Raw genomic sequence first — 26645 nt, forward strand, 5'->3', positions numbered from 1 at the left:
CGATCGCTCTTTTTTTTCCCTGATTATAACCTAAACTAGGTGCGTCTAAGCTTAGAGATGGTTTCAGAACAGGCGTGACTAGTTTTGTTGCACAAGAAGCAATAGGAAATGCAGGAAATATAAATATTGAAACTGATAATTTCAGTTTGACTAATGGCGCACAAGTTAATGCAAGTGTTTTTGGTCAAGGTAATGGTGGAAATATTCTAATCGATGTCAGAGACAATATTGAATTAACAGGTAGTAATATCTTTAGCCAAGTAGCTTCTGGTGCAGTAGGAGACGGAGGAACAATTACTGTCAATACAACCAATCTCTCTTTGCTAGATGGTTCACAAATTACAGCAGGAGTATTTGGTACGGGTAATGCAGGTACAGTTACCATCAATGCAGCGGATAATATTACTTTTCAAGGTATAGGTAGTGATGGATTCGCTAGTGGAATTCTGAATAATGTTGCAGCAAGTGGTGTAGGAAATGCTGGGAACATTGACGTTACTACCGCAAATCTCAATTTAGTTGATGGGGGAACTATTAGCAGCAGCGTTATAGGAGAGGGGAACGGCGGACAGATTAAGATTAATGCTAGCAACGCCATTGTAGCATTTTGCTAAATATCAATGGAATTACTGAACTAATCGATAGCAATATTTTTAGCCAAGTAGCTCCTGGTGGAGTGGGAGAAGGGGGAACAATTACTGTTAATACAACCAATCTCTCTTTGCTTGAGGGTTCGCAAATCTCATCGGGAGTATTTGGGACTGGTAATGCGGGGATAGTTACCATCAATGCAGCCGATACAATTACTTTTCAGGGTATCAATGAAAATGGATTTCCTAGCGGAATTGTTAACAATGTTGCAGCAAGTGGTATAGGAAATGCTGGGAACATTGACGTTACTACCGCCAATCTCAATTTAGTTGACGGCGGAACTATTCGCAGTAACGTATTGGGACAAGGGAATGGCGGACAGATTAAGATTAATGCTAGCAACGCTATTAATGTTTCTGGTTTTACGGAATTTGATGAAGCTACAACCAGATTTAGTTCGATTGAAAGTAGTACCTTTAGTACCGCAGAGGAAACAAATAATGCAGGTAATATTGACATCACCGCAGATTCATTATCTTTATCAAATCAAGCATCTTTGAGTAGTAGTACGTCAGGTAATGGTAATGCGGGTAGCATTTTAGTAAATGTCAATGGGATTACTGAACTAATCGATAGTAATATCTTTAGTCAAGTAGGTGAGACTGGAACTGGATCGGGTGGAACAATTACCCTTAATACAACCAATCTGTCTTTATTAGATGGAGCATCACTAAATAGCACTACTTTTAGCGAAGGTAATGCAGGAAATATTACAATCAGTTCAGATTCTGTATTGATTGATGGGACAAGCTCTGATGGATTTGGTAGCGGAATTTTTAGTCAAATTTCTTCTACAGGCGTAGGAAGTGCAGGAGAAATAAAAGTAGAAACATCAAATATATCAGTTACTAACGGTGGTTTAATTTCAGCAGAAACTCTTAGTAATTCAAGTGCAGGTAATCTAACAATTAACGCTTCTGAATCGATAAAAGTTATAGGATTAAATAGCGGATTATTTAGTCGTACTGGTGCTAGCGGAAATTCGGGAATTGTTAATCTTAATTCTCCACAGTTGATCGTACAAAATAATGCTCAAGTTGGGGTTAACAACTTTATTGAGAGAGAATTCAGTATTGAGTCATCTGGAACTATAACTAGAACGATTGAGACAGGAGGAGGAAGTACTTTGGAATTGAGTCCTGATGGAGAAATAACAAGAGTCGAAATTCCTGGCGAATCTATTGAATTAGAGACAAACTTGCCCGCTAATGTACAAAGAGTACTTAATTCCAATCAAGGAACGGGAGATGCGGGAACTCTTAATATTACAGCAGCTAATATCGAACTTACTAACGGAGGTACTATTGCTGCAATATCTGCGGGTGGTAATGGTGGAGAAATTAATATTAGAGAAGCAGATCGATTGACTTTTAGAGAAAATAGCAATATTACGGCTACCGCTGCGGGAATAGAAAATGTTGGTGGTAGTGGTGGGAACATTTCTATTGATTCAGATTTTATTATTGCTTATCCTCAAAAGAATAACAATATTACTGCTAATGCTTTCGGTGGTAGTGGCGGAAACATTTCAATTAGTTCTAATGGTGTCTTTGGTATAAGAGAACGTTCTTTAGATGACGATACTAATGACATTAATGCGAGTTCGGAATTCAGTGTTAATGGTAATATTTCAATTAGTATTCTCAATGTAAATCCTATTCAAGGGATAACTGAATTACCCAACGATCCAGTTGGACTAGAAGAAACAACTGCCGAAGCCTGCAAAGCGAACAGACAAGCGATCGCTAATAGTGGATTAACTATTGAAGGAAAAGGTGGCGTTCCTCAAGCACCAGAATATCCTTTGGGTTCGGATATTCTTTCAGGTAATACTCAAGCTAATTCCACTTCCAGTATTCCTCAACCTATCAAAACTAGTCAAGGAAAAATACAACCCGCTAGAGGCATTGAAAGAACCGAAAATGGCGAGATTATATTGACAGCATATCGCACCAATAACCAAGGCGATCGCCTTCCTGAAACTAAGATTAATTGTGGGCTGTAAGCTCACCCACGGCTAAAAGCGCGCACTATCCTTTCGCCAACCGCTAAACCTTGGTGTTTTAGTAGCCTTGAATTCAATGTACAATACAAAGAATCCGAACCTCGAAGACGGGAAAAGTCAGATATGCTGGGAAACTCCGACGTACGGATTTCAAAGAGAGGGGAGAGGCGTAATAGCCTCCCTCGACTCTACCTAAAAGGCAGGTAATTGCCCGCCTTTTATTATTGATAGATCGAAGCTTTTAAGCTTTTGGTTTGAGAAAAACTAAGGCTTGTCGCCAAATAATTGTTTCTTGGCTGTAATGATCTATTAGACAAAGAGAATTAGCATCTTGCCAAATAAGCTTGCCTACAAGCAAATCATCCGTAACTAGTTTTAACTCTACTTCTTGCTTGTTTTTGATATAATTTTGGACTTGTCTTATACCAGGCAAAGATGTATCAAATTCAGTCATATTTTCAGTTTTTGTATTCTTTTTAGGAAAATCTTAAAGATGGTAATCGAGTTTAGCAAATACCAAGGGTTGGGCAATGATTTTATTTTGATTGATAATCTTCATTCTACCGACCCTATTATCACTCCCCAAGAAGCTAGCAAAATGTGCGATCGCCACTTTGGCATTGGTGCAGATGGTGTTATCTTCGCCCTCCCAGGAAAAGAAGATACAGAATATACGATGAGAATCTATAATTCTGATGGTTCTGAACCAGAAATGTGCGGTAATGGCATACGCTGTTTAGCCAAGTTTATCGCCGATCTGTCGGGAAACACCGAAGTTAATAAATCTTACAGAATTCACACTCTGGCGGGGGTAATTATTCCCAAATTAACGGAGGATGGAAACGTGAGGGTAGATATGGGAGAACCCCAGTTAAGCCCCGCCCAAATTCCTACTACTTTAAATTCTCAAGGGGATAAAGTGGTAGACCAATCCCTAGAAGTAGGCGATCGCACTTGGTCTGTTACGGCAGTTAGCATGGGCAATCCTCACTGTATTACTTTTGTGGAAGACAGCGATCGCATCGATTTGGAAAAAATCGGCCCTTTATTCGAACATCATTCGGTATTTCCCCAGCGTACCAATACAGAGTTTATTCAAGTAGTTAAATCCGACTATCTCAAAATGAGAGTTTGGGAAAGAGGTGCGGGGATTACTTTGGCTTGTGGAACTGGTGCTTGCGCCACTGTAGTGGCTGGAGTTCTAAATAATAAATGCGATCGTTCCTGCACGGTGGAATTGCCAGGAGGATGCCTCCAAATTGACTGGTCGGCGATGGATAATCGAGTTTATATGACTGGCCCAGCAACGGAAGTATTTAAAGGAAAATATCTCACTATTGCTGAGTAAGTTTGAGCCAAATCTTAGGAATCTTTGTCTATTGTCTAACTGCCAAATAACGTTCAAATAACCTTATTTACTAGCAATAAAAACAAAAATCCCACCCCTAAACATTAAAGGGTGGGATTTAAAAAGAAGGATACCACAAAACACACATATTTCATAATTCACAGGCGATCTAAATACAGATGCAAGGCTTTAATATCAACAATTACTTGGAAAAGCTTTACTATATTTTTGGTTGAAGAACCCAGTAGAATTACCTTTTTGATACTCACCATTATAAACACTTTTAGTTGAAAACATCTAGGTGTTTTTTGTATCTTTATCAAATTATTAAAAACAGATTGCTATGATGCTTGATAAATCGTTGATTTAGCTATTTATAATAATAAAAATATTATCTTTCAAATTACATTTAAATTCGATCTTCGTTTTTAAAAACTTTTTTGTAACTGTTGCTACACAAGATTTTCAGACCTTCAAAACTAAAAAAAAGTCGGTCATAGATGGGGATGGTAAATTATTTTAACCATAATTTATCTGGGTCATATGAATTTCTTAACCCGATAAAGATACTTCATATTTAAAATTTAATTATGGTTAAAAAGCAATCTAGAGGTGTTATAACGCCTATTTTGCAAAGCAAATAAGCTTTTGAGTAAATATACGAAGAAAAAAAATAATGCGATCGTCAAACAAATTATTTTGATTAAATTACTCAAAACACTGCAAATAAATATTGCTGCAAATTGATTGGCTTTTTAACTAATATCTCAAATAAGTATCTTCCGACCATCAATCAAATTAATGAAAATCGGTAAACTAATATTGGCAACCATAATCGTTTTTTTACCAATCTCCATTAAATATTTGTCCATGAACTTTGCTTCAGAAAAACCATCAATCGAGAGATACCAATACTCATTACTAAGCGATCCTTTTCTCCAATTACCTACCAAAAATACCGTCAACGTTGTTTGGTTTACTGAATTTGCGGGAGATAAACATTGGGTAGAATATGGAGCGCAATTAAAGCAAAAGGCGATCGCTAATACCACCAAATTAAGTCGAGTTAGAGAAGATGGAGATTCTCAATTAAATAATAATTTCTCACCCCAAACCAGGGCGAGAAACATTTGGCGACACGAAGCAACAGTAACGGGTTTAATTTGCGATCAACCCATACCTTATCGAGTCAAAAGTATGCAGGATAAAAAAACCATAACGAGCCACACATTCACCCTAGCCAGCAACCCCACACCAAATAAGGCACTAAAAATTTTACTCACCTCAGATCATCAGTTAATGCCCATGACTACAGCTAATTTAAGCAAAGTAGTAGAAACGGTAGATCGATTAGATGCAGTATTTTTCCCTGGAGATTTAGTTAATGTCCCCGATCGCGCTTCAGAATGGTTTGATGATCTTGCTGGGGGTGCATTTTTTCCTGCGTTACAAGGAAGGGGGAATTACGAATTAGAAAGAGATGGAATCAAAACTATTTATCGAGGGGGAGAAATAATCCAACACGCTCCTTTATTTACCGCGATCGGCAATCATGAGGTAATGGGACAAAAATCCCAACCCACTCTCAAACAAGAATTCAATAATCCTCTACCCCGTCAAATTGCAGCAGAATTTTATCAGCAACAAGCGGGGGAAATTAATCCTACCGAAGACGATCGAGTCAAACAAGACTGGATTAAAAACAATTCTTTTAATACCGATACTTATGAAGAAATTTTTAGCCTACCTCAAAGTAATACGGGAGATCAAAGGTATTATGCCACAACTTTTGGGGATATCAGATTAATCTCTTTATATGTCACCAATATTTGGCGCAAGCCTAGTTTAGCAGGGGAGGAAGGGGGGCGTTATAAAGAAAGTAACGACAATTTAGATGATCCCGCAAATTGGGGCTACGGACAGCATATTTTTGAGCCTATCGCCTGCGGAAGCAAACAATATCAATGGCTAGAGCAAGAATTAGCCAGCCTGGCTTATCAACAGGCTAAATATAAAATAGTCATGTTTCACCATCCTCCCCACACATTAGGGGGTAATATCGTTCCTCCCTATACCGATCCGCAAGCAAAACCCTACGAACTAGATGGCAAATTGCGATCGCTCTATTATGATTATCCGATTGAGAATGATTACATTATTCGCGATCTAATTCCTTTATTAGAATCAGCGGGAGTCCAGTTAGTCTATTACGGACATTCCCATTTATGGAATCGATTTCAGAGTAAATCGGGAATGCACTTTCTCGAATCTTCCAACGTGGGTAATAGCTACGGCGCGCATTTAGGAGATAATAAACGACTAATTCCCACCTACAGCCCAAAAAACTTTGCAGCTACGGGAAATCCCAACGGTTTAGATCCAATTGTACCGAATATTGCTCCTTTAATAGACGCAAAAGGGCAACCTCTGCCTTATATTGCCAGTAATGATATTACAGTATTTAGTATTTTTAATACCTCAACAGGAACAGTAAGCAGTTATCGTTACGACACCCACAAACCCAATTCAGATGTCGTAAAATTCGACGAATTTAAACTCCAGCAATAGATTTATTTTGAAAATCAAAGCCAGCGATCGCGCGATCGCTGGCTTTGATTTTCAAAATAACGCTCTTTTTGCTAATTATTAAACAGAAGACTCTTGTTGTTGATACAGATAACAATAACGTCCTTTCAACGCCATCAACTCTTCGTGAGTTCCTCGTTCCACAATCGAACCAGCATCCATCATCACAATGGTATCCGCGTTTTTAATCGTACCCAAACGGTGGGTAATAAAGAAGACGGTACGTCCCTTTAAGGCTTCCTTGAGGTTGCGAGATACTTCTTGCTCGGTAGCAAAATCCAAAGCACTGGTTGCTTCGTCCAAAACCATCATCGCAGGAGCTTGCAAAATCGTACGCGCGATCGCAATACGCTGTCTTTGTCCCCCAGATAGTGCCGAACCCCTTTCCCCTACCTTAGTGTTATAACCATTTGGTAGAGTCATAATAAAGTCATGAGCAGCAGCGATTTGAGCAGCAGCAATAATCTCTTCCGTGGTTGCATCGGGATTAGTCAAGGCGATGTTGTCTAAGATTGTTCCTTCAAACAACAGGGTTTCTTGAGGAACTACCCCAATCTGACGGCGAATCGAATACAGTTCCACGCGGTTGATATCATAACCATCAATTAAAATCCTGCCCCCTTCTGGTTCGTAGAGTCGAGACAAAAGCTTGGTCATGGTACTCTTACCCGCGCCACTTTCCCCGACAATTGCCACAAATGTACCAGCCTCAAACTCCGTAGTTACATTTTTCAATTGAAGTGGACCAGTATTTTTAAAGCGGAAGGAAAGATTATCGTATTTAACCTTACCTGTAATTGCAGGCATCGGAATATTATTGCGATCGGCTTCTCCCTCTTCAGGACTATCAACAATATCCGCCAAACGTTCCAGAGACAGAGCAGTTTCTTGGAAGTTTTGCCATAGAGTAGCCAGACGCATAATTGGAGAAGTCACATAACCAGCAATAATTCTGAAGGCGATTAATTGACCCAGAGTTAGTTTGCCATCCAAAACCAAATATGCCCCCATCCCAATCAAAATTACCCGAGAAAGCTTGTTGAGGAAGTCACTGGCAGATTTAGCTAAAGTCGAAGTAATCACAGTTTTAAAGCCAGTAGAAACGTAGCGAGCATAACGCTCTTGCCATTTCCAGCGCGATCGCAATTCAATGTTTTGCGCTTTAACTGTTTGAATACCCGTGAGGACTTCCACCAAATAAGACTGAGTTTCGGCGTTACGTTCGGCTTTGACCCTCAATTGTCGGCGAATTGTCGGCGAAAAGATTAACGTCAGGGCAATAAACACGGGAATAATTGCCAGAGTTACCGCCGTCAGTAATGGACTATAGAGGAACATTACCGCTACATAGATTACCGAGAAGATACAGTCTAAAACTACGGTTAAAGCCGTTCCCGTCAAAAACTGCCGAATACGTTCGAGTTCGTTGACGCGGGTAGAGATTTCTCCGACTGGTCTTCTTTCAAAGTAGCGTAAGGGCAATCTGAGTAAATGGTCGATAATCTCCGAACCCAAAGATAAATCAATACGATTAGTCGTATCGACAAACAAATAAGTCCGCAGAGTAGTCAACAAAGCTTCAAAAACATTGATGACAATCAGGAAGAAAATCAAATAACCCAGGGTACTAGGACTATTTTGGCTGATTACTTTATCAATAATCACCTGAATCATCAAGGGGTTAGCTAGTTGAAATAGCTGTACAAAGAAAGAAGCAATAAACACTTCTATCAGAACCCGTTTGTATTTTTGCAGTGCGGGTAAAAACCAATTTAGACCAAATCTTTCTTGGGGAGTATCCTTGGTTTTCTTGAGTAATAATACTTCTCCCCCATCGCCCCAAGTTTCAATAAAGTCTTCGGGTTTATAGCGACGTACCCCCAATTCGGGAACGGCAATGACTAACTCGTTTTCCGTCAGTTCGTAGATCAAAGCCAACCCATCTTGCCAAGTTACCAAACAAGGGCCTTCTAAACGGGTAATTGCTTGGGCGGGAATATTAATCAATTGAGGACTAAGCCCCATCAATTCCGAAACCGCACCACACAGAGGTAAGGATAAAGTCGGAGTCCTCTCCAGTTGCTCTTTTAAGACTCGCTTGATTACCTCTTTACGAAAAGGCATACCGAAGTACTTGCTCAACATTTGGAAGCAAGCCACCCCAGAATCTAGGGTAGTTTTACCTGGAAAATAGGGATAATTTTTCTTTTCTGAAGAAACTGGTTCTTCCTCCCCTTGAAAAGTATATCCTTCTCCCAAGCCTTCATTGTCGTCGAAATCAGTTTCCCCCAAGTCCAAACCAATGATTCCCCCTGCATCTAGTTCGGAGAGAGGATCTTCAATGATGGTACTTTCTTCTTCCCCTGCAAACCAATAGGCTTTGGGAATAGAAATCAACCGAGTCGGGCGATCGCCTTTTACCGTAATAGTTTGACGATCTCTAGTTAATTCCAGACGACTACCTACAGGAAACTCATCAATCGTGCCACCACCGCTGACCAACCAAATCAAACTAGGATCTCTTAATGGTTTGGCAACTTCTGAAGTTAACTGGTGTTCTCCTGGTGGCAAATAATAAACTTCGGCAAATTCAGTCATCTGATTTGCCAAATCTGCCAGTTCCCAATCTCCTTGGGCTTTTTCTTCTAGTTGAATTCCTAATAGATCGAAGATTTCAACTTTGGCTGGCTTGAGTTTGTATTGGGCTGCTAGCTGGGGATGTTGCTCGATTAAAGAGAGAAAATCTTCATTATCGAGAGCCAAACAAACTACTTCCGTACTTGCCATTGCCGTTTCGCAAGGCAAACCCCTAGCCAAATTGACCCAACCAATAATTTGTCCTGGCTTGAGTTTATCTAGAGTGGTGGGCATCTTAGTACGAGGATCGTAACCCAGTAGTCTTACTTCTCCTTCTGAGATAATTGCTACCTGACCCTGCATTTTTTCCCGCATGATCATCACCTTTCCCACCCCAAACCTTAGTGGTTTGAGTTTTGGAGCAATTTCGGCGATCGCTTTTGGATCTAGTTGATTGAATTGGGGAACAAGAGAAAGAAACTGTTCGACAATCTTGGTAGTATTGGTATTAGTCATAGGTCGAGTAGAGCTAACTGGTAACTGGACTATTTAGGAAAGATACTTTTTGCTTGGTTGCTTTATTGAGCCATTCGCGGAACAATTCATCCAACATTCTTTGCCGCATTGGTTCATCAAGCTTTGCCGAAAGATAGTTTTCCAACCTAACGATTACAATCCATTCCCCAACCCGAGTTGGGGGGATTAGCTGACCTGGTTGACAAGTAGCGAGAATCTGGGCAATTTTGGGGTGAGGAGCATTAATCTCTACAGGACCTATCAAACCACCCGTTTGCGCTTCTGTACCCTGGGAATATTCCATGGCTAGCGCGCTAAAAGTATTTTCATCGTCTTTGATCCGAAAATACAATTCTTGAGCTACTTCTGGTTTTTCTACGCGAATCAGGGAATATACGACGCGATCGAGTTGAGACTTGCGCTTGATGAAATAAGCGTCTACTTGGTCGTTCCAGGTTTTCTCTTTATATTTATCAAGTCTCAGTCTTTTGGTAATCAGATTTTGTAGCTGCTCGCGATTCATTCCTTGTTTTTCTAACCAAGCTTCTGTCTCCTCTTCTGATGTCAGCTGATTCTGTTGGCAAAATTGGCTGTAGGTTGCTGTATTTTCTTCTTCCGTACATTCAACCCCAGCGATTACTTTATCAATCAGAATTTCTTGGGCTAGCTTGGGCAGCATTTGATACTGAGTTAAAAGAGGGACTAAATCCTCCGCAGTATATACTTGGTTGTCTACTTCTAAAACTACACTCATATTGGTTGAGATAGACGAAAATTACGCCGATATACAAAGATAGTTACAATTAATTTTTTTTATGGCACTTAAATAAAACTTTGATTAGTAACTTTGAGTTTGGGTTATGACTAAATCTTGCTTGGTTAGTACACCTAGTCTAGATTTTTGCTATCTTAACTTAACTTACTTTAGTGAGAATGACACACCGCTTGTAGTTTTTTGTCGGTCACTAAATCGATTAATCTTTAACTAATAAAACCACTGCATAAGCACAGATCCCTTCTTCTCTGCCCACAGGGCCTAACTCCTCATTAGTAGTAGCCTTAATACTTATGCGATCGATGTCAACTTTCAAAGTCTGGGCTAGGGAATCTCTCATAGATTTGAGGTGGGGTTTGAGTTTGGGTCGTTCTGCTATTACAGTGGAATCTATATTGCCGATTTTCCAGCCTTGAGAGACAATCATTTCCGCAACCTGTTCCATCAATCTCATACTATTAGCCCCTTTCCACTTGGGATCGCTGGGGGGAAAATAATGTCCAATATCTCCCATTCCTAACGCCCCTAAAAGAGCATCCATAATGGCATGGGTGAGAACATCAGCATCGCTGTGTCCTAACAATCCCAAAGAGTGGGGGATTTCGATCCCTCCTAAAATTAAGGGTCTACCCGTTACTAATTTATGAATATCGTAGCCATTGCCAATGCGAATGTTCATTGTTTGAATGAATTATCCTAGATTAGTTGTGTATTTATTTAGTGTTGGAGTGTACAAAATATGCTGAATCATCTTCGTTGTATATCTAAGCCAGCAATTATTACTGGCATTGCCACTGCTTGTATTTCAACAATCTGGGCAGCCCCTGCCTCCAGTCAAATTTTACCTGAAGTTTGGGGTACGATTGGCACAGTAGATGACTTGGTTAGTTATGGTGCTGGATTTAGATTTGCTGGTACTGCCTTAGAAGTTGGCACGGGAGAAGAAGGAGCTACGGGAGCAGATTTTCTGACTTTTGTTCCTTTACCCGTGGTTTCTCCATTTTTAGGAATTGGCTACTACACGGGAGACGAAAATATTGCCTATTCTGGTGGCGTTCATATTAGCGCGGGCAAATTTCTCGTAGTTGGTGGTGGATATCATTCTGTTCGAGGCATCAATGGCATCTTAGGATTTAAGTTTTAAAAAGCTTTTGGTCATTGGTTATGGATTAGTTTTCGGTGTTCGGTAGTTAGTTGTTAATACAATCTTGGGTTACAGGATAAAAAATCAACGACTAGCTGCTGTTTTTTTTGACAGCTATAGAAGTGGCACTTTCTTGTCCTATTTGCGTCTAAAGATTTGATATTTTGGTTAAAGTTTACTATTTGCAATATTTTATGTTTATTAATAAATCATCTTTCAAACCATTATTGACCTTGGCTGCCGTAGCTATAGCTACTTGCTCTATTGGCGGACTGCATACCATTGCCCAGGCTCAAGGAACGCCAGGATTGGTTATTTTTGGCGATCGCGATGTTGATATTTTGAATTACTATCTAGATTTTGGAGGGGCTGCCAAGCAACGCGATCGCTATCGTCTCCGCATTCCCAAAAAGAAACTAGCAAACGGCGCTACTCAATTTATAATTTCCTATCCCGATTATTTTGATGGCAAGTTTAATACTGATAAAATTGAAGTCCGCCCCAATGGAGATAAGAAAAAATCTTTACCCCTCAAAAGTGTAGTTTGGGATGAAAAAAATTATTTAATCCAGATAGAATTAGCCGAACCCCTCAAAGAAGCTAAAAAAGTCGAGATTGTCTTGTCTAATACTAAAAATCCCGAAGTGGGAACTTATTATTTCTACGCTCAGGTTGTTCCCGCTGTCAATACTCCCGTTCCCGAACGAATTGGTGCTTGGGTTATCAGTATCGATCCTTAATTTGGTATTCATAGCTTTACTTTCTTGTCAATATGGTGGTTGCTTGCAACCATCTTCCACGATAAGATTATAGATTGTGGCTTTTTGTCAAGTAATTTAGCTTAAATTTATAGAGGATAGATATAATGACTCAACGTACTTTGGGCGGAACTAACCGCAAGCAGAAAAGAAAATCTGGTTTTCGCGCTCGCATGCGAACCACTAACGGTAAGAGAACGATCGCAGCCCGTCGTAAGAAAGGTCGTCATCGTCTTGCTGTTTAATTAATGTGGGATTGCCAAAAGCTCAGAGGCTAAGGAATAGAAAAGATTATAGGGCTGTTTACGATCGGGGTATCCGTTGTTACAGTCCTAATTTGACTTTAATTGCTCTTAATGCAAAACAGAACGAGATTTGTGCTAGCCCGACAGCATCGATGTTTGGTATTTCTATTAGTAAAAAAGTCAGTAAAAAAGCAGTAGTCCGCAATCGAATTAAGAGACAAATTAAAGGGATAATTAGATCTCAAGGAAAAGCGATCGCTCCTGGATGGAAAATAGTTATTGTAGTTAAGCCCAAAGCAATTGAATGCAAATATGAACATTTTTTGCGAGAATTAGAAGAGTTATTAAAAAAAGCAAAAATAATCGATGGGCATTAAAGAAGACGTTTTTTACGAAGGTGGTCCTCACGTAGGGGATTTAATTTTTAATATATTATTAGCCTTTACAGTTATCTGTATCCCTCTAACAGTGGGGGCGATCGTCAGAGCTTTGTGGTTGCGCTACCGCATTACTAGCCGTAGAATTTCTGTAATTGGTGGTTGGCAGGGCAGACAACGCACGGACATTATTTATTCTGAAGTAGTTAAAATCGTTAAAGTTCCTAGAGGAGTTGGTTTGTGGGGAGATTTAGTGATTACCCTCAGAGACAAAAGCCGTTTAGAAATGCGCGCAGTACCCCAATTTAGAGAAATTTACGATTATATCTCTGAAAAAGCAGCAGATAAAACAGGCAGACCCCTCGAAACCATTCGAGTCAACTAATTAAATCATAAATTAACCTAAAATACAGTTTAGATCGGTTTTCCCCCAAGGGCGATCGGCTAAACTGGACTAAAAATAAAAGTTATCCCGTCAAGGCTGGACAGATTAAAAAATGGATTTTGGTATCGGCTTTCTTTCAAACAACATCATGCTCCCAATCCTAGATTTTTTCTATGGACTTGTGCCGAGTTATGGTTTTGCAATTATCGCTCTAACAATCGTAATTCGTTTGGCGGTTGTGCCTCTTAGTGCGGGGCAAATTCGTAATATGCGTAAAATGAAAATTGTCCAACCTATGATGAAGGAGCGACAAGAACAAATTAAGCAACAGTATAAAAATGACCCAGAAAAGCAAAGAGAAGAGCAAGCCAAAGTAATGCAAGAATTTGGCAATCCTTTGGCGGGTTGCTTGCCTTTGCTCTTACAAATGCCAATTTTATTTGCTTTATTCGCCACCCTCAGAGGATCGCCATTTACTAATACTCCTTACGATATAAACGTCCAGATTTTGCCCAGCGAGCAAATAGAAAGAATCGCGCCTCAGCCTTTTGCTACCAAACCCAAAAATATTTATATCGAAGACGGTATTCACGACAAAATTGCAGCAATGTTGCCTGGTGGGAACAAATTGGGAGTGGGAGAAAGCACAAAAGTAGAATTGCAAACTCCTGAAGGTAAATCATTAAATAATTTACTCAAGGAATATCCCGACAGCAATATCGAGCCTACCTTAGAAGTGACTAAAGGCTCTGAAAGAATTAGAATCAATGACGACGGTACGATTACGGCTTTAGAACCTGGAGACGCTACCATTCAAGTTACCGTACCTGGAATCGCAGCCAATACAGGATTCTTATTTATTGAGAAACTCGGTAGAGTTGGGGTGACTGATGAAAATGGCAACATCAATTTCGACATCTTGGCAATGGTATTGATGTTTGGTGTAGGTATCTATGTCAACCAACAAATGAGTGGCGCGCAGAAAAGCCCAGGAGGAGCAGATCAGCAACAAGCAATTAATAAAATCACTCCCCTGCTCTTTAGTGGAATGTTTTTATTCTTTCCCCTCCCTGCTGGGGTATTGATGTATATTGTGGTGGCGAACTTCTTCCAAACTGGTCAAACTTGGTTTTTGATGCGCGAACCTTTGCCCGAAAACTTGCAGAAAATGCTTGACGAACAAGAAAAAGCGGAAGCAGTTGCATCGCGAGAAGCTCTACCTTTTGAGCGCAAGCGTTCTAAAAAGAAAGAAAAAACTTCAGGTTAGTAACTAAAAATCATAGTGGATAGTCAACTTAGTTCGGGGAAGGAGTGGTTAGATCGGCTTTTAGCTTTAATGAATCTAACCGCTAAGGTAAATACAGAAGGGTTTGAAACTTTAGATAGTAATTCAAACTCTAGTTGGTTAAATATAGACGGCAGCGGTTTGACTCCAGAAGAAACACAACAGTTGATTGGGGATAAAGGCGAAGGAATAGATGCTATTCAATACCTCGCCAACACAATCCTTAATTTGGATGCCGAGCCAGAAACCCAAAACTCTTTTGTCATTGAATTGGATGGTTATAGAGTTCGACGCAATCAAGAATTAGGAATTTTGACTCAAGATGCCATAGAGCAAGTTAGAAGCACTGGAGAAGAGATCGAAATATCAGGTTTATCTTCAGCAGAAAGAAAACAAATACACTCTCTCATTGAAGAGACAGAGGGTTTGAAGAGTGAAAGTCGCGGTCAAGAACCAGACAGAAGACTGGTTGTCAGATTACAATCATCTGAGGTTGAACTGTAACCTTCATTCTCTACAAAACTAGAGCAGTACTAGATAAACAATGGAAGCGATATATATTCCTCATCTGCTAAAAGCACCAAAACGCCAAGCAGAAATCATCGTCCAAGATACGATCGCCAACCTAAATACTTTGACCCCCGTGAAAGGAAAAATTGCCGTACGTCATGGGGGGAATTTTTTGGAAGTAATTTCCCAAGCGGAAACGATCGTCACCCTAACTTGCGATCGCTGCTTGCAGCATTATAATCATCGTTTAGCGATCGATGCTTCTGAATTAATCTGGCTCGAATCAGAACTAGAAAATGTCGAAGATCTGCCTACAGAAAGAGAAGTTTCCCTCGAAGATCTCTCCGAAACTCTCCTCCCAAACGGTCATTTCGATCCTGAAGCTTGGCTATTTGAACAATTATCTTTAGCCTTACCCTTAAGACAAGTTTGTGGAGAGGATTGCCCAGGAGCAGCCCCAATACCCCACAAACAAGAAAAGAGCATCGATCATCGTTGGTCTTCTTTGGCAGCCTTAAAAGAGCAATTAAACGACAATTAATCCTCGCTAATTGCCGATCGCTATTGAAGCTCTCCCCGCATGACAGTTACCGCTTGACCTTGAAGTAAAACGCGATCGCCCCCATCATAACGAACTTTGATTTCTCCACCGCGGGCGGATACCTGATAGGCTAAAAAATCGTCTTTTTTCAAGCGATCGCGCCAGTAGGGAGCAAGGCAACAGTGGGCTGCTCCAGTAACGGGATCTTCATCTATCCCCAAACCAGGGGCAAAAAATCTAGAGACAAAATCATATTGGGAGCTATCTTTAGCCAAGCTAGTGACGATCGCATTGGAGAGGGGTAATTGCTTTAAAAGGGTAAAATTAGGCTTGAGCCTTTCTAGATCTTCGGGGGAATTGATTTCTACTAGATAACCTAGAGAATTATAAGAAAATGTTTTAATTCTCACTCCCAAAGCATCTTGCAGTTTAGTAATCGGAGGAATATCTTGGGATCGATTAGCGGGAAAATCTAGTTCGATCCAATTGTCTCGATATTTGGCACTTAACAAGCCACTTTTGGTCTGAAAAGAGATCCCTTGACCAGTAGAAGCATAACCTTCCGTCCACAGTACGTGAGCGCTAGCGAGGGTAGCGTGACCGCATAACGGAACTTCTGTAGTTGGCGTAAACCAACGCAAACTATAGTCTTGCTCTTGCTTGAGCAAAAAAGCAGTCTCTGAAAGATTCATTTCTCTGGCTACCGACTGCATCCAGCCATCGTCTCGCTTTGCTTCTAATACACATACAGCAGCAGGATTTCCTTGAAAAATTTTATCGGTAAAAGAATCAACTTGAATAATTGTTTGTTTCATGAAAATTTGTACAAAGAATACAGATTGCGATCGCAAATTTTGTTTTGATTAAAACAAAAGTATTGTAATTTTGCGCTATATACACCAAAGTTCATACAATATATAGATAAGGAATACAAATTAACACCAAATCATGAAAACCAACAATACATCTTGCTTTTTGTCTTTCATGGGATTAAGTCTTGCTACCAGCCCTTTTATCATTACTCTTCTAACTCTATATCTCTTGGCAGAATTTATGACCGAATTGGGCAAAGCTAGTGAAGAAATTTTTCGCCCAGAACGATTGCCTATTCTCAACTTTCCCGATCTAGATAGTAACAAGCTTTAGTTAAAATCAAAACTTTGATTCGATGGGAATATATAGTTCTTTTCTAACAAATTTCTATGTTAGGTCTGATAAATTCTATATACTCTAAAGTAATTATATTGATTAAATCAAGACACACATACGGTACCCAGAGGTTTTTATGAGTTCGGTTGTTCAATCTTCGGTAGCGGATCTAGAAGACAATAGCGTACTTGCTGCTTCTTATTTATTATTACGCCATCGACAAAAATTAGTAGAAGATCTGTGGGAGTCTGTACTGCGGTCTGAATGCGGTCAAGAAATGTTGGATTTACTCCAAAAAATGCGTTCTCTTTCTTCAGCCGAAGGACAAGTGACGGATTCATTTTCTCAATCTACCGTACCTAAGCTGATTGAAGAATTGACTTTAAACGATGCTATTCAAGCAGCTAGAGCCTTTGCTCTCTATTTTCAACTCACTAATATAGTTGAACAGCACTACGATAGTAGGGAACAAAAACTTTCTCGGCGGATAACCAATATAACTCTGTCCTCAGGCAATTCTAATGGCAATGGTTCTAAAAATGCGGTTAAAAACGGTCAACCCAGCATACGCGATGCCAAAATAGAAGAGTTAGAAGAAGATTGGGTAGAACCCACCATCTCTAGTAGCAATAAAGCAGGTTTGTTTAACTGGCTTTTTCCTTATCTCAAGGAAATTAACATGCCCCCGTTGATGCTACAAAGATTACTAGAACAGCTAGATATTAGACTAGTGTTTACGGCTCACCCGACAGAGATCGTGCGTCATACTATCAGGAAAAAACAACGTCGCATATCTCACATTTTAGAACAGTTAGACCAAGCGGAAGAAGTAATGCGGGAGGTAGGACTTCCCGAATCATGGGAGGCTCAAGAAGCAACAAGCCAATTAACAGAGGAAATTCGCCTCTGGTGGCGTACTGATGAACTACACCAGTTTAAACCCAAAGTTTTGGATGAAGTAGATTATTCCCTCCACTATTTCCAAGAAGTATTGTTTGATGTAATTCCCCAATTGGCTGCTCGTTTAAAACAGTCTTTAAACGCTTCCTTTCCTAATTTAGTTTCTCCAACTCATAACTTTTGCTACTTTGGCTCTTGGGTCGGTTCAGATCGAGATGGGAACCCCTTTGTGACTCCTCAAGTTACCTGGGAAACCGCTTGTTATCAAAGAAAAATTGTAATTGAAAAGTACCTCAAGTCCATTGATCAACTGCGGGAATTATTAAGCTTATCTTTGCACTGGAGCGATGTCAGACAAGAGTTGCTAGATTCTTTAGAACAAGATCAGCAGCAAATGCCAGGAATCTACGAACAACTAGCAATACGCTATCGTCAAGAGCCTTATCGCTTAAAACTTGCTTATATAGCTCAAAGATTAGAAAACACCCTAGAACGCAATCAAGCTCTATCTTCTGTAGCTGGCAGACAGGCTATTTCCGAGATTAATACTGAGAATATTTATGCCAATGGGGCAGAATTTATTGCTGAGTTGAAGTTGATGCAGAGTAGTCTTACTGCTACTAGCTTGCACTGTCGGGAATTGGATAATTTGATTTGTCAAGCTGAAGTATATGGATTTACTTTAGTCGAGCTAGATTTCCGTCAAGACTCATCTCGCCACAGCGATGCGATCGCTGAAATTACCGCTTATCTACAAGTTTTACCCAAACCCTACGACGAACTATCAGAATCGGAAAAAACTGCTTGGCTAATTCAAGAATTAAAAACCCGCAGACCTTTAATTCCTGCGGAAATGCCTTTTTCTGAGACAGCTTGCGAAACCATCGAAACCTTTAAAATGTTACGGTTGCTGCAACAGGAATTCGGACAAGGTATTTGCCAGACATACATCATCAGTATGACTAACTTTGTTAGCGATGTTCTAGAAGTATTGTTACTTTCTCAAGAAGCAGGACTATACGACCCCGCATCCTGCCAGACTAGCGTCAGAATCGTTCCTTTATTTGAGACTGTCGAAGATTTAAAACGCGCTCCTGCAGTAATGCGGGAATTGTTTGAACTCCCCCTTTATCGGGCAGCTTTAGCAGGGGGATATCAATATGTGGCAGCGGATCGAGAACCAAATTCCTCACGAGATAATGCTCCACCTTTAAAACCTAGTGATTTGCAAGAAGTGATGTTGGGTTATTCCGATAGCAATAAAGATTCGGGTTTTTTGAGTAGTAATTGGGAAATTCACAAAGCTCAACGAGCATTACAAAAGGTATCTTCTGAATTTGGTATTTCCTTGCGTATTTTTCACGGTCGTGGTGGTTCTGTCGGTCGTGGCGGTGGGCCTGCTTATTCGGCGATTTTAGCCCAACCTACGGATACAATCAAAGGTAGGATTAAGATTACCGAACAAGGTGAAGTTTTAGCATCAAAATATTCTTTGCCCGAACTAGCTCTGTATCACTTAGAAACTATGACTACTGCGGTAATTCAGTCTAGTTTGCTGGGTAGCGGATTCGATCGCGTCGAACCTTGGAATCAAATCATGGAGGAGTTATCAGCGCGATCGCGTACTGTTTACAAAGCTTTGATTTACGAAGAACCTGATTTTGTTGATTTCTTCCATTCGGTAACTCCTGTAGATGTTATTAGCCAGCTACAGATTGGCTCTCGACCTTCCAAACGACCTGGTAAAGGTTCTGGGGGTAAAAATAAGGATATGAGCAGTCTGCGAGCAATTCCTTGGGTATTTAGCTGGACTCAAAGTCGTTTTTTGCTACCTGCTTGGTATGGGATAGGTTCGGCGTTACAAGGATTTTTGGATCAAGAGCCAGAAAAAAATCTCAATTTGCTGCAATACTTTTATGTTAAGTGGCCTTTCTTTAGAGTCGTAATTTCTAAGGTAGAGATGACTCTGGCTAAAGTCGATCTGCAAATAGCCGAACACTATGTTAGAGAATTATCTCAGCCTGAAGATTTAGAACGTTTTCAAAAACTATTCGATCGAATATCTGAGGAATATTATCTAACCAAGGAGTTAATTCTAAAAATTAACGGTCAGAATAGACTTCTAGATGGCGATCCAGAACTACAAAGATCGGTACAGTTGCGTAATGGAACGATTATTCCTTTAGGATTTTTGCAGGTAGCCTTGATCAAGCGTTTGCGTCAACATAATAAGTCTGAAGTACTCCACTTCCGCTTTAGTAAAGAAGAGTTGTTACGAGGAGCAATGTTGACTATTAATGGTATTGCTGCGGGAATGCGTAACACGGGCTAATTTGAGGAAAAAGGAACGAGGAAAGAGGAAGGGTAACAACAGTTGTTACCCTTCCTCTTTTATTTATAAACAAGGAGGGTAAATTGAAAGCAACTGCCTTCTTCGGGAGAGCTTTCTACCCAGATTTGCCCGTAGTGAGCGCAAACAATTTGATGGCACATAGCTAAACCCAAACCATAGCCATCGCGGTCTCGATCGCGATGAAGGCGGAAACTATCTTCAAAGATTCGCTCTCTTTTTTCAGGGGGAATTCCCAAACCCGTGTCGCAGATACTTACTTGAATTTTTTGATTGGTGCGATGCAAAATAGAAAGGGAAATTTTCCCTCCCTTTGGAGTGTATTTAATGGCGTTATCGATTAAGTTGCTAATTAATTGGCGAATTAATTCTTCATCAGCATAAACATCAGGAATATCTTGAGGAATATCTTCCTTGAGGATCATTGACTTTTCCTCAAGTCTGGAGTCAAACTGAGCGATTATTTCACGACATAAAGGTTGCAGGCTTAAAGGAGATGGCTTTACCTGTAGTTTGGCATTGATGTTTTGCGAATTGTGTAGGAGATCTCTAATCATACGCTCCATAATCCCAAATTGATTTTTCGCTTGCTCGAATAGCTTTTGCTTGAGAATTTTTAATTTTGTTTTGTCGAATTTGTCATTTTTTTCTGACAACTCGATTGTTTCTACTGACATAGAAGCTGCCGTTAAGGGAGTACGCAAATCGTGGGCTAGCATTGCCAAAATTTTATCTTTGAAACGGAGTTGAGCTAGTAGCTCTTGTTTTTCTAACTTCAGACAAAATATTTCATCAGAAAGCCTGATTTTTTCAGCATTATAAGCTTCTTCCTCGATATCGATGATGTAACTTGCTTGAGAATTGTTGACTTTGATATTTTCTATGGCAGCTTGCCACTTGGGCCACCATTTTTCTAACTGCTTAATTAAATTACTTCCCGCTAAAGTTTGTTTGGGGGCAGGAGATATTTTTACTAAAGCGGGAGTGGCAACTAATCTTAAATATTCTACTAAATGAGGTTGCTTATCAATCTCAATGATGTTGAGCTTGAAAGAGTAGTCCGATCGTAGATTTTTTAAATAAATTTGAATCTGTTGAATTTGTTCCTGTGAAGAAGTCCGTTTATCGATAAACAATAATAGTTGAAGCAATACTTTCTCGGTATTGTTCTGGCGAGGATCGGGAGACTGCTCGTTAAATTGCAACACTATATATGAATATCCAACAGATTAAATCGAAGCTTTTATGACTTTGTTATATAAAACAATACAGCAGACATACGAAATATTTTTAATCTTTTTTAAGGCAACTACTGTTGCATCTTTAGGTAAAGCTAAAAGCGCATCATAGCTTATCAAAAGCCACCATTTTAAAGCTTTTTTTTGTTAGCCAAACTTTCTCAGAATACATTATTAAGATATCATAAAATTTACCCAGATTGCCTTAGTTCCTTAATTCAGGTCATAAAAAATTTTTAGAAATATTACATCATGGCTCTTGGTTATCTTGCCCTTGTCTTACACGCTCATCTACCTTTCGTTCGACATCCCGAAAGTGATTTTGTCTTAGAAGAAGAATGGTTATTTGAAGCCATTACTGAAACTTATGTTCCTTTGCTTCAAGTATTTGAAAACTTGAAACGGGATGGAGTTGATTTCAAAATGACTATGAGTATGACACCGCCATTGGTGTCTATGCTACGGGATGAATTATTACAAGACCGTTACGATGCTCACCTTGCCCAATTACAAGAATTAATTGATAAAGAAATAGATCGCCATCAGCATAACGGTCATATGCTTTATTTGGCGGAATATTATGCTAATTCTTTTCGTCAGATTCGACAAACTTGGGAAAGCTACGATCGCAATTTAATATCTGCCTTTAAACAGTTTCTTGATAGTGGCAACCTAGATATCATTACCTGTGGTGCGACTCATGGTTATCTTCCTCTTATGAAGATGTATCCCGAGGCTGTTTGGTCGCAGATCAAAGTAGCTTGCGAACATTATGAAGAGAATTTTGGTCGCCCCCCCAAAGGGATTTGGTTACCTGAATGTGCTTACTATGAAGGTGTGGAAAGAATGCTCGCCGATGCTGGCTTGCGTTACTTTTTAACCGACGGACACGGTATTCTTTATGCTCGTCCTCGCCCCCGTTATGGCTCTTATGCCCCTATTTACACGGAAACGGGGGTTGCAGCCTTTGGTCGCGACCACGAATCTTCTCAACAGGTTTGGTCTTCTAAGGTAGGATATCCTGGTGCAGTAGAATATCGCGAATTTTATAAAGATTTGGGTTGGGAAGCTGAATATGAATATATTAAGCCCTACATCATGCCCAATGGTCAGCGCAAAAATACAGGAATTAAGTACCATAAAATTACCACCCGTGACGGAGGTTTATCAGAAAAAGGTTTATACGATCCTTACTGGGCGAGAGAGAAAGCAGCAGAACACGCTGGCAACTTTATGTATAACAGAGGACAGCAGATCCAAAATTTGAATGGAATGTTGCAACGCCCTCCCATTGTAGTTTCTCCTTATGATGCGGAGTTATTCGGTCATTGGTGGTATGAAGGACCTCAATTTATTGATTTTCTGTTCCGCAAGAGTTGGTACGATCAAAATACCTATGACATGACTCACTTGTCGGAATATCTCCAGCAGCAACCCACACAACAAGTATGTCGTCCTTCTCAGTCTAGTTGGGGTTACAAAGGATTTCATGAGTATTGGTTGAATGAAACTAATGCTTGGATTTATCCTCACCTACACAAAGCAGCAGAAAGAATGATCAAACTAGCCAGTCGCGAACCTGCTGACGAGCTTGAATGGCGCGCTTTAAATCAAGCTGCCAGAGAAGTTTTGTTGGCACAGTCATCTGACTGGGCATTTATTATGCGTACTGGTACGATGGTGCCTTATGCTATTCGCAGAACGCGATCGCATTTACTACGGTTTAATAAAATCTATGATGATATTTTGGTTGGCAAGATAGATTCTGGCTGGTTAGAAAAAGTCGAAGCAATTGATAATATTTTCCCTAATATTAATTATCGAACTTACAGAACAGCGTAGTAATTTGAAGATTTTAGTCTTGTGATTGTTGCTTATCCCTAACTATGATTATCTATAATCTAGTTAAGGGATATTTTTTATAACTTCAAGTTATTTCGATCAATTAGCAGAGTATTAATACAAATTGAATTGTCATTTTTAACCGAGATTATTCCCTGACGTCGCAGTTTACCCATTAACCTAGTTACCGTAACTCTAGTAGAGCCGATCGCGCTCCCAATTTGGGCATGAGTTAATGTATAAGGCAAACAATATTGTTGATCGTTTTCTCGACCGTATTCTTCAATTAATAGAGTTAGAAAACTAGTAAGACGATCTATAGTTCTTCTTTGACCTAAAGCACTCAGCCACAAAAGTTTTCTTTGATGTTGATCGCGAAAAGCATTGTATATTTCTTGACGAAAATCAGGCCAATTTTCTAAGTCTTGCCAATAAAGCCAAGCGACTTGAGTATAATCGACGTGAGCGTAGGCATGGAAACTAAAAGAATGATGAGACAGAACTTCAAATGGTTTGCCCACACCTACAAAGCCTAAAAAGGCTGTTTCAACTTCTTCTGTTAACCCTGGATCTGATTCAGTAATATTGTCCAAACAATGGTCTTCTTGATGCATTTGAGTTTCGCTAACTAAACGAATTGCACCTTGATTGACCAGATAAATCAGTTGGGGACGAACGGGAATTTGCTCATCTTTACGAAAAATGCGATCGCGATAGTGGGTTTGCGCCCAGTCCATGATACTTTTCCAGGTCAAAATTGGATGAGATTCCTCAGAGGAGTGATCGGAAAATTGCATAAGATGAAGGCAAAATAAAAGATCAACGCATATTTGATTCTACATGGATAGTAATGTATCAAAAGAGACTTTTTTACATAAGTTTTTGAACCCACCATCGATTCCAGAAAAAATACCTATTGCCATTGAGGATTTATTAAAATTCAAGCTCCTGTCAGCCTTAGATTTATATCGGCAAAAAGCAAATGTTGCTTTGAATACTGAGTTTATTAATCGGAGTCTTAGAGGTAATATCGTTCTTTTACACGCTTCTATTGAGTCTATATACTCTAAGATCCAAGTCGACCGAGTTTTATTAACATCACAACTGACATCTATTGTGTATAGTTCTTCTATTGCTTTGAGTCTAGCTCCTCGCGTCCAAAAAAAACCTCAAATTGTGGCAGAAGAATTGGTCGATTTATGGGATTTTGAATCGGATAATATTAGTACTCAATTTCATTTGAATTTGAGAATTGATTTGGTAGAATCTGGCTCGATTAATTTTTATTTAGATTCAAAATCTATTGCCAGTTGGCTAGATCGATCGCTAAAATTACTGGATACAAAAACTGCCGTCAAGCCCAATATATCTCAATCTAGTCAGTTAGATCCTACGGCGATCGCTTTGTTCCCCGTACAATACGTTCATGGTCGCTGTTGCTCGTTATTGCGCCTGGGAGAAAGAGAAAAACTAATGGTATTCAACAACAGAAGCGAATCTATATCTTGGCTAGACGAAAGAGGTGATTTGTGGCTTAAGGAAGTAGCTGAATTTTATTTACTGCGTCAGTTGTTTTTAGTTACAGATTTGTTTGCCAAAGAATCGACTAATTGGCACAAGCTAGCCTTTAATTTTAGTCAGATAATCATGATTTTTTTAGCAGAATGTCGTTTCCTGGGGGAAATACAACGAGAGACTCCCCAAAAAGCGATCGCTCGTTTGAGACTAATTGCGATCGCCAACTACTGGCTGGAAAGAATTTTGGTAGAGAAATTAAACATCCCAGCACCAAGCAGCTTATAAAATTTATAGACTAACATCTAAATACAGGACAAAACTGAAACTATCTTATGCCCCTGTTTCGTATAGTAGCTTTATTTCTCGGTCTGAGCCTCATTCTGGGATTATCCATCTGGCTGGTGACATCCTTGTCCCATCTGTATATGCAGATATCTTTTACTGCACCCATTTTGGCTAATTTATTGCTGCTATTGGTAATTGTTTTAATTGCCTCTCTCATTGGGGGATATATTTACTATGTCAATAAATATACTAGTAGAAGTTCCCGTTCTAGAAAGGGCAAACGTCGGGTTAATAAAGTTAAAATACCAGAGGAAAAAACTCAGGTAGCAGCCCAAAACCTCCAGGCATTAAGGCAACAAGTCGGACAAATACAAGATAAAATTGCTCAAAAAGCCTTAATTAATCGATCGCAGCAGATAGAGGCAGATTTGCAACGGGGAGAAGTAAAAGTTGTTATCTTTGGTACGGGTTCGGCAGGAAAAACTTCTCTAGTTAATGCTTTAATTGGCGAGATAGTAGGGGAAGTCAATCCGATTATGGGAACGACTACCCAAGGAGAAACCTATAGCCTTAAGTTAAAAGGGGTAGGCAGGGAAATTTTAATTATTGATACTCCTGGTATTTTAGAAACAGGAATAGCAGGCACGGAAAGGGAAGGAATAGCCCGTCAACTAGCTACAGAAGCCGATTTACTGGTGTTTGTTGTCGATAACGACCTCAGACAGTCAGAATACGAACCATTGAAAGCATTAGCCGAAATTGGCAAGCGATCGCTTTTAGTGTTTAATAAAACAGATCTCTACACTGACGAAGATCGAGAAATAATTTTGGGGCGACTCAAAGAAAGAGTCAAAACTTTTATTGCCCCTACTGACGTTACTGCTATTTGTGCTAATCCTCAAGCAGTACAATTACCCAGTGGAGAAATTGTCGAACCCACCGCCGAAATTATTCCTTTGATTAAAAGATTGGTAGCGGTATTGCGGGCGGAAGGAGAAGATTTGATTGCGGATAATATTTTGCTGCAATCTCATCGTTTGGGAGAGGAAGCCCGCAAAATAATTGATATTCAACGACGTAGAGAGTCAGATAAGATAATCGATCGCTATCAATGGATTGGTGCGGGAGTAATTGCGGTGACTCCCCTACCCGTAGTGGATATGTTGGCGACAGCAGCTATTAACGCTCAAATGGTAATTGAAATTGGCAGAATTTATGGCATCGAGCTTAATTTGGAACAGGGCAAAGAATTAGCCTTATCTTTGGGTAAGACTCTCGTTAGTTTGGGCATAGTTAAGGGCGCGCTAGATATTTTAGCTAAAGCACTCCAGTTTCATTTTGCTACTTATATTGTGGGAAAAGCGATTCAAGCTGTCTCGGCTGCTTATTTAACCCGTATTGCGGGTAAAAGTTTTGTCGAATATTTTAAACGCAATCTGGATTGGGGAGATGGTGGCATGACTGAAGTAGTGCAGCAACAGTTTCAACTAAGTCGCCGAGATGAATTTGTTAAATCGTTCGTGCAAGATGCTATTTCTAAAGTGGTGCAACCTTTATCGGAAGCTTGGGGAGACGAAGAATTAGAAGAAATGTCAGAACTTGAAGTAGTAGAAGAAATGTCAGCACAATTAGAAGATGACTGGTAATTTTTAATTGATGA

At 39.8% G+C, this 26645-nt stretch carries 24 protein-coding genes; 17 read left to right on the plus strand and 7 right to left on the minus strand.

What is annotated here, in order from left to right; all coding sequences use genetic code 11:
* Positions 1-74: 74 nt before the first annotated feature.
* Positions 75-614 carry a hypothetical protein gene (locus tag I4641_RS16560; protein ID WP_229641688.1) on the plus strand — a complete coding sequence of 180 codons (540 nt, stop codon included), beginning with the start codon at positions 75-77 and terminating at the stop codon, positions 612-614.
* Positions 608-2656, plus strand: a complete 2049-nt coding sequence (locus I4641_RS16565; protein WP_229641689.1) for a beta strand repeat-containing protein — start codon at positions 608-610, stop codon at positions 2654-2656. Before I4641_RS16560 ends, I4641_RS16565 begins: the two co-directional genes overlap by 7 nt.
* 241 nt (positions 2657-2897) lie before the next feature.
* Here the strand turns inward: I4641_RS16565 and I4641_RS16570 are convergent, their stop codons facing one another.
* The gene (locus I4641_RS16570) at positions 2898-3110 is read right to left on the minus strand and encodes an Hfq-related RNA-binding protein (protein WP_229641690.1); all 213 of its coding nucleotides are present in this window, start codon (positions 3108-3110) and stop codon (positions 2898-2900) included.
* Positions 3111-3149: 39 nt separating this feature from the next.
* On the opposite strand from I4641_RS16570, the gene dapF reads away from it, so the two are divergent.
* Both dapF and I4641_RS16580 read left to right on the plus strand, forming a co-directional pair.
* Positions 3150-4004 carry a diaminopimelate epimerase gene (dapF, locus tag I4641_RS16575; protein WP_229641691.1) on the plus strand — a complete coding sequence of 285 codons (855 nt, stop codon included), beginning with the start codon at positions 3150-3152 and terminating at the stop codon, positions 4002-4004.
* A gap of 870 nt (positions 4005-4874) precedes the next feature.
* Entirely contained in the window at positions 4875-6572 is a 1698-nt protein-coding gene (locus tag I4641_RS16580) for a metallophosphoesterase family protein (protein ID WP_229641692.1), read from the plus strand.
* Between the two features lie 78 nt (positions 6573-6650).
* Here I4641_RS16580 and I4641_RS16585 read toward each other — a convergent pair whose 3' ends face one another.
* The 3 genes from I4641_RS16585 to ispF all read right to left on the minus strand — a co-directional run bounded on the left by I4641_RS16585 (position 6651) and on the right by ispF (position 11137).
* Positions 6651-9683 carry a peptidase domain-containing ABC transporter gene (locus I4641_RS16585; RefSeq protein WP_229641693.1) on the minus strand — a complete coding sequence of 1011 codons (3033 nt, stop codon included), beginning with the start codon at positions 9681-9683 and terminating at the stop codon, positions 6651-6653.
* 13 nt (positions 9684-9696) lie between these two features.
* Positions 9697-10437: a peptidylprolyl isomerase gene (locus I4641_RS16590; protein WP_229641694.1), complete on the minus strand. Its 741-nt coding sequence runs from the start codon at positions 10435-10437 to the stop codon at positions 9697-9699.
* A gap of 220 nt (positions 10438-10657) precedes the next feature.
* The gene (gene ispF, locus I4641_RS16595) at positions 10658-11137 is read right to left on the minus strand and encodes a 2-C-methyl-D-erythritol 2,4-cyclodiphosphate synthase (protein ID WP_229641695.1); all 480 of its coding nucleotides are present in this window, start codon (positions 11135-11137) and stop codon (positions 10658-10660) included.
* A 60-nt stretch (positions 11138-11197) separates the two neighbouring features.
* Between ispF and I4641_RS16600 the strand changes: the two genes are divergently transcribed.
* The 8 genes from I4641_RS16600 (at position 11198) to I4641_RS16635 (ending at position 15703) form a co-directional block, all read left to right on the plus strand.
* Entirely contained in the window at positions 11198-11602 is a 405-nt protein-coding gene (locus tag I4641_RS16600; protein WP_229641696.1) for a hypothetical protein, read from the plus strand.
* 194 nt (positions 11603-11796) lie between these two features.
* Positions 11797-12342: a DUF2808 domain-containing protein gene (locus I4641_RS16605; RefSeq protein ID WP_229641697.1), complete on the plus strand. Its 546-nt coding sequence runs from the start codon at positions 11797-11799 to the stop codon at positions 12340-12342.
* A 125-nt stretch (positions 12343-12467) separates the two neighbouring features.
* A complete protein-coding gene (rpmH, locus tag I4641_RS16610; RefSeq protein ID WP_229641698.1) occupies positions 12468-12605 on the plus strand; it encodes a 50S ribosomal protein L34 in 138 nt (45 codons plus the stop codon).
* A gap of 5 nt (positions 12606-12610) precedes the next feature.
* Positions 12611-12982 (plus strand): ribonuclease P protein component, encoded by a 372-nt coding sequence (gene rnpA, locus I4641_RS16615; RefSeq protein WP_229641699.1) that lies wholly within the window; start codon positions 12611-12613, stop codon positions 12980-12982.
* Complete coding sequence (locus I4641_RS16620) at positions 12972-13367, plus strand: PH domain-containing protein (RefSeq protein ID WP_229641700.1); 396 nt, start codon at positions 12972-12974, stop codon at positions 13365-13367. Before rnpA ends, I4641_RS16620 begins: the two co-directional genes overlap by 11 nt.
* A 112-nt stretch (positions 13368-13479) precedes the next feature.
* Positions 13480-14634 (plus strand): membrane protein insertase YidC, encoded by a 1155-nt coding sequence (gene yidC / locus I4641_RS16625; protein ID WP_263858254.1) that lies wholly within the window; start codon positions 13480-13482, stop codon positions 14632-14634.
* Between the two features lie 15 nt (positions 14635-14649).
* The gene (locus tag I4641_RS16630; protein WP_229641702.1) at positions 14650-15156 is read left to right on the plus strand and encodes a Jag family protein; all 507 of its coding nucleotides are present in this window, start codon (positions 14650-14652) and stop codon (positions 15154-15156) included.
* A gap of 40 nt (positions 15157-15196) precedes the next feature.
* Positions 15197-15703, plus strand: a complete 507-nt coding sequence (locus I4641_RS16635; protein ID WP_229641703.1) for a YceD family protein — start codon at positions 15197-15199, stop codon at positions 15701-15703.
* 20 nt (positions 15704-15723) lie between these two features.
* On the opposite strand, the gene I4641_RS16640 is transcribed toward I4641_RS16635, so the two are convergent.
* Positions 15724-16518, minus strand: a complete 795-nt coding sequence (locus tag I4641_RS16640) for a PhzF family phenazine biosynthesis protein (protein WP_229641704.1) — start codon at positions 16516-16518, stop codon at positions 15724-15726.
* Positions 16519-16651: 133 nt separating this feature from the next.
* On the opposite strand from I4641_RS16640, the gene I4641_RS16645 reads away from it, so the two are divergent.
* On the plus strand, positions 16652-16849 hold the full coding sequence (locus tag I4641_RS16645; protein ID WP_229641705.1) for a hypothetical protein: 198 nt from the start codon (positions 16652-16654) through the stop codon (positions 16847-16849).
* 139 nt (positions 16850-16988) lie between these two features.
* Positions 16989-20084, plus strand: coding sequence for a phosphoenolpyruvate carboxylase (gene ppc / locus I4641_RS16650; RefSeq protein ID WP_229641706.1), 3096 nt, complete (start codon positions 16989-16991; stop codon positions 20082-20084).
* Between the two features lie 59 nt (positions 20085-20143).
* Here the strand turns inward: ppc and I4641_RS16655 are convergent, their stop codons facing one another.
* Complete coding sequence (locus tag I4641_RS16655) at positions 20144-21310, minus strand: histidine kinase (RefSeq protein ID WP_229641707.1); 1167 nt, start codon at positions 21308-21310, stop codon at positions 20144-20146.
* 282 nt (positions 21311-21592) lie between these two features.
* Here I4641_RS16655 and I4641_RS16660 point away from each other — a divergent pair, with 282 nt between their 5' ends.
* On the plus strand, positions 21593-23182 hold the full coding sequence (locus I4641_RS16660; protein ID WP_229641708.1) for a glycoside hydrolase family 57 protein: 1590 nt from the start codon (positions 21593-21595) through the stop codon (positions 23180-23182).
* A 77-nt stretch (positions 23183-23259) separates the two neighbouring features.
* Here I4641_RS16660 and I4641_RS16665 read toward each other — a convergent pair whose 3' ends face one another.
* Entirely contained in the window at positions 23260-23979 is a 720-nt protein-coding gene (locus tag I4641_RS16665) for a Crp/Fnr family transcriptional regulator (protein WP_229641709.1), read from the minus strand.
* 43 nt (positions 23980-24022) lie between these two features.
* Between I4641_RS16665 and I4641_RS16670 the strand changes: the two genes are divergently transcribed.
* The gene (locus I4641_RS16670; RefSeq protein ID WP_229641710.1) at positions 24023-24985 is read left to right on the plus strand and encodes a hypothetical protein; all 963 of its coding nucleotides are present in this window, start codon (positions 24023-24025) and stop codon (positions 24983-24985) included.
* A gap of 47 nt (positions 24986-25032) precedes the next feature.
* The gene (locus tag I4641_RS16675; protein WP_229641711.1) at positions 25033-26631 is read left to right on the plus strand and encodes a YcjF family protein; all 1599 of its coding nucleotides are present in this window, start codon (positions 25033-25035) and stop codon (positions 26629-26631) included.
* The last annotated feature ends 14 nt before the right edge of the window (positions 26632-26645 follow it).

It is taken from the genome of Waterburya agarophytonicola KI4, from assembly GCF_020640915.1.
Taxonomy (GTDB): Bacteria; Cyanobacteriota; Cyanobacteriia; order Cyanobacteriales; family Xenococcaceae; genus Waterburya; species Waterburya agarophytonicola.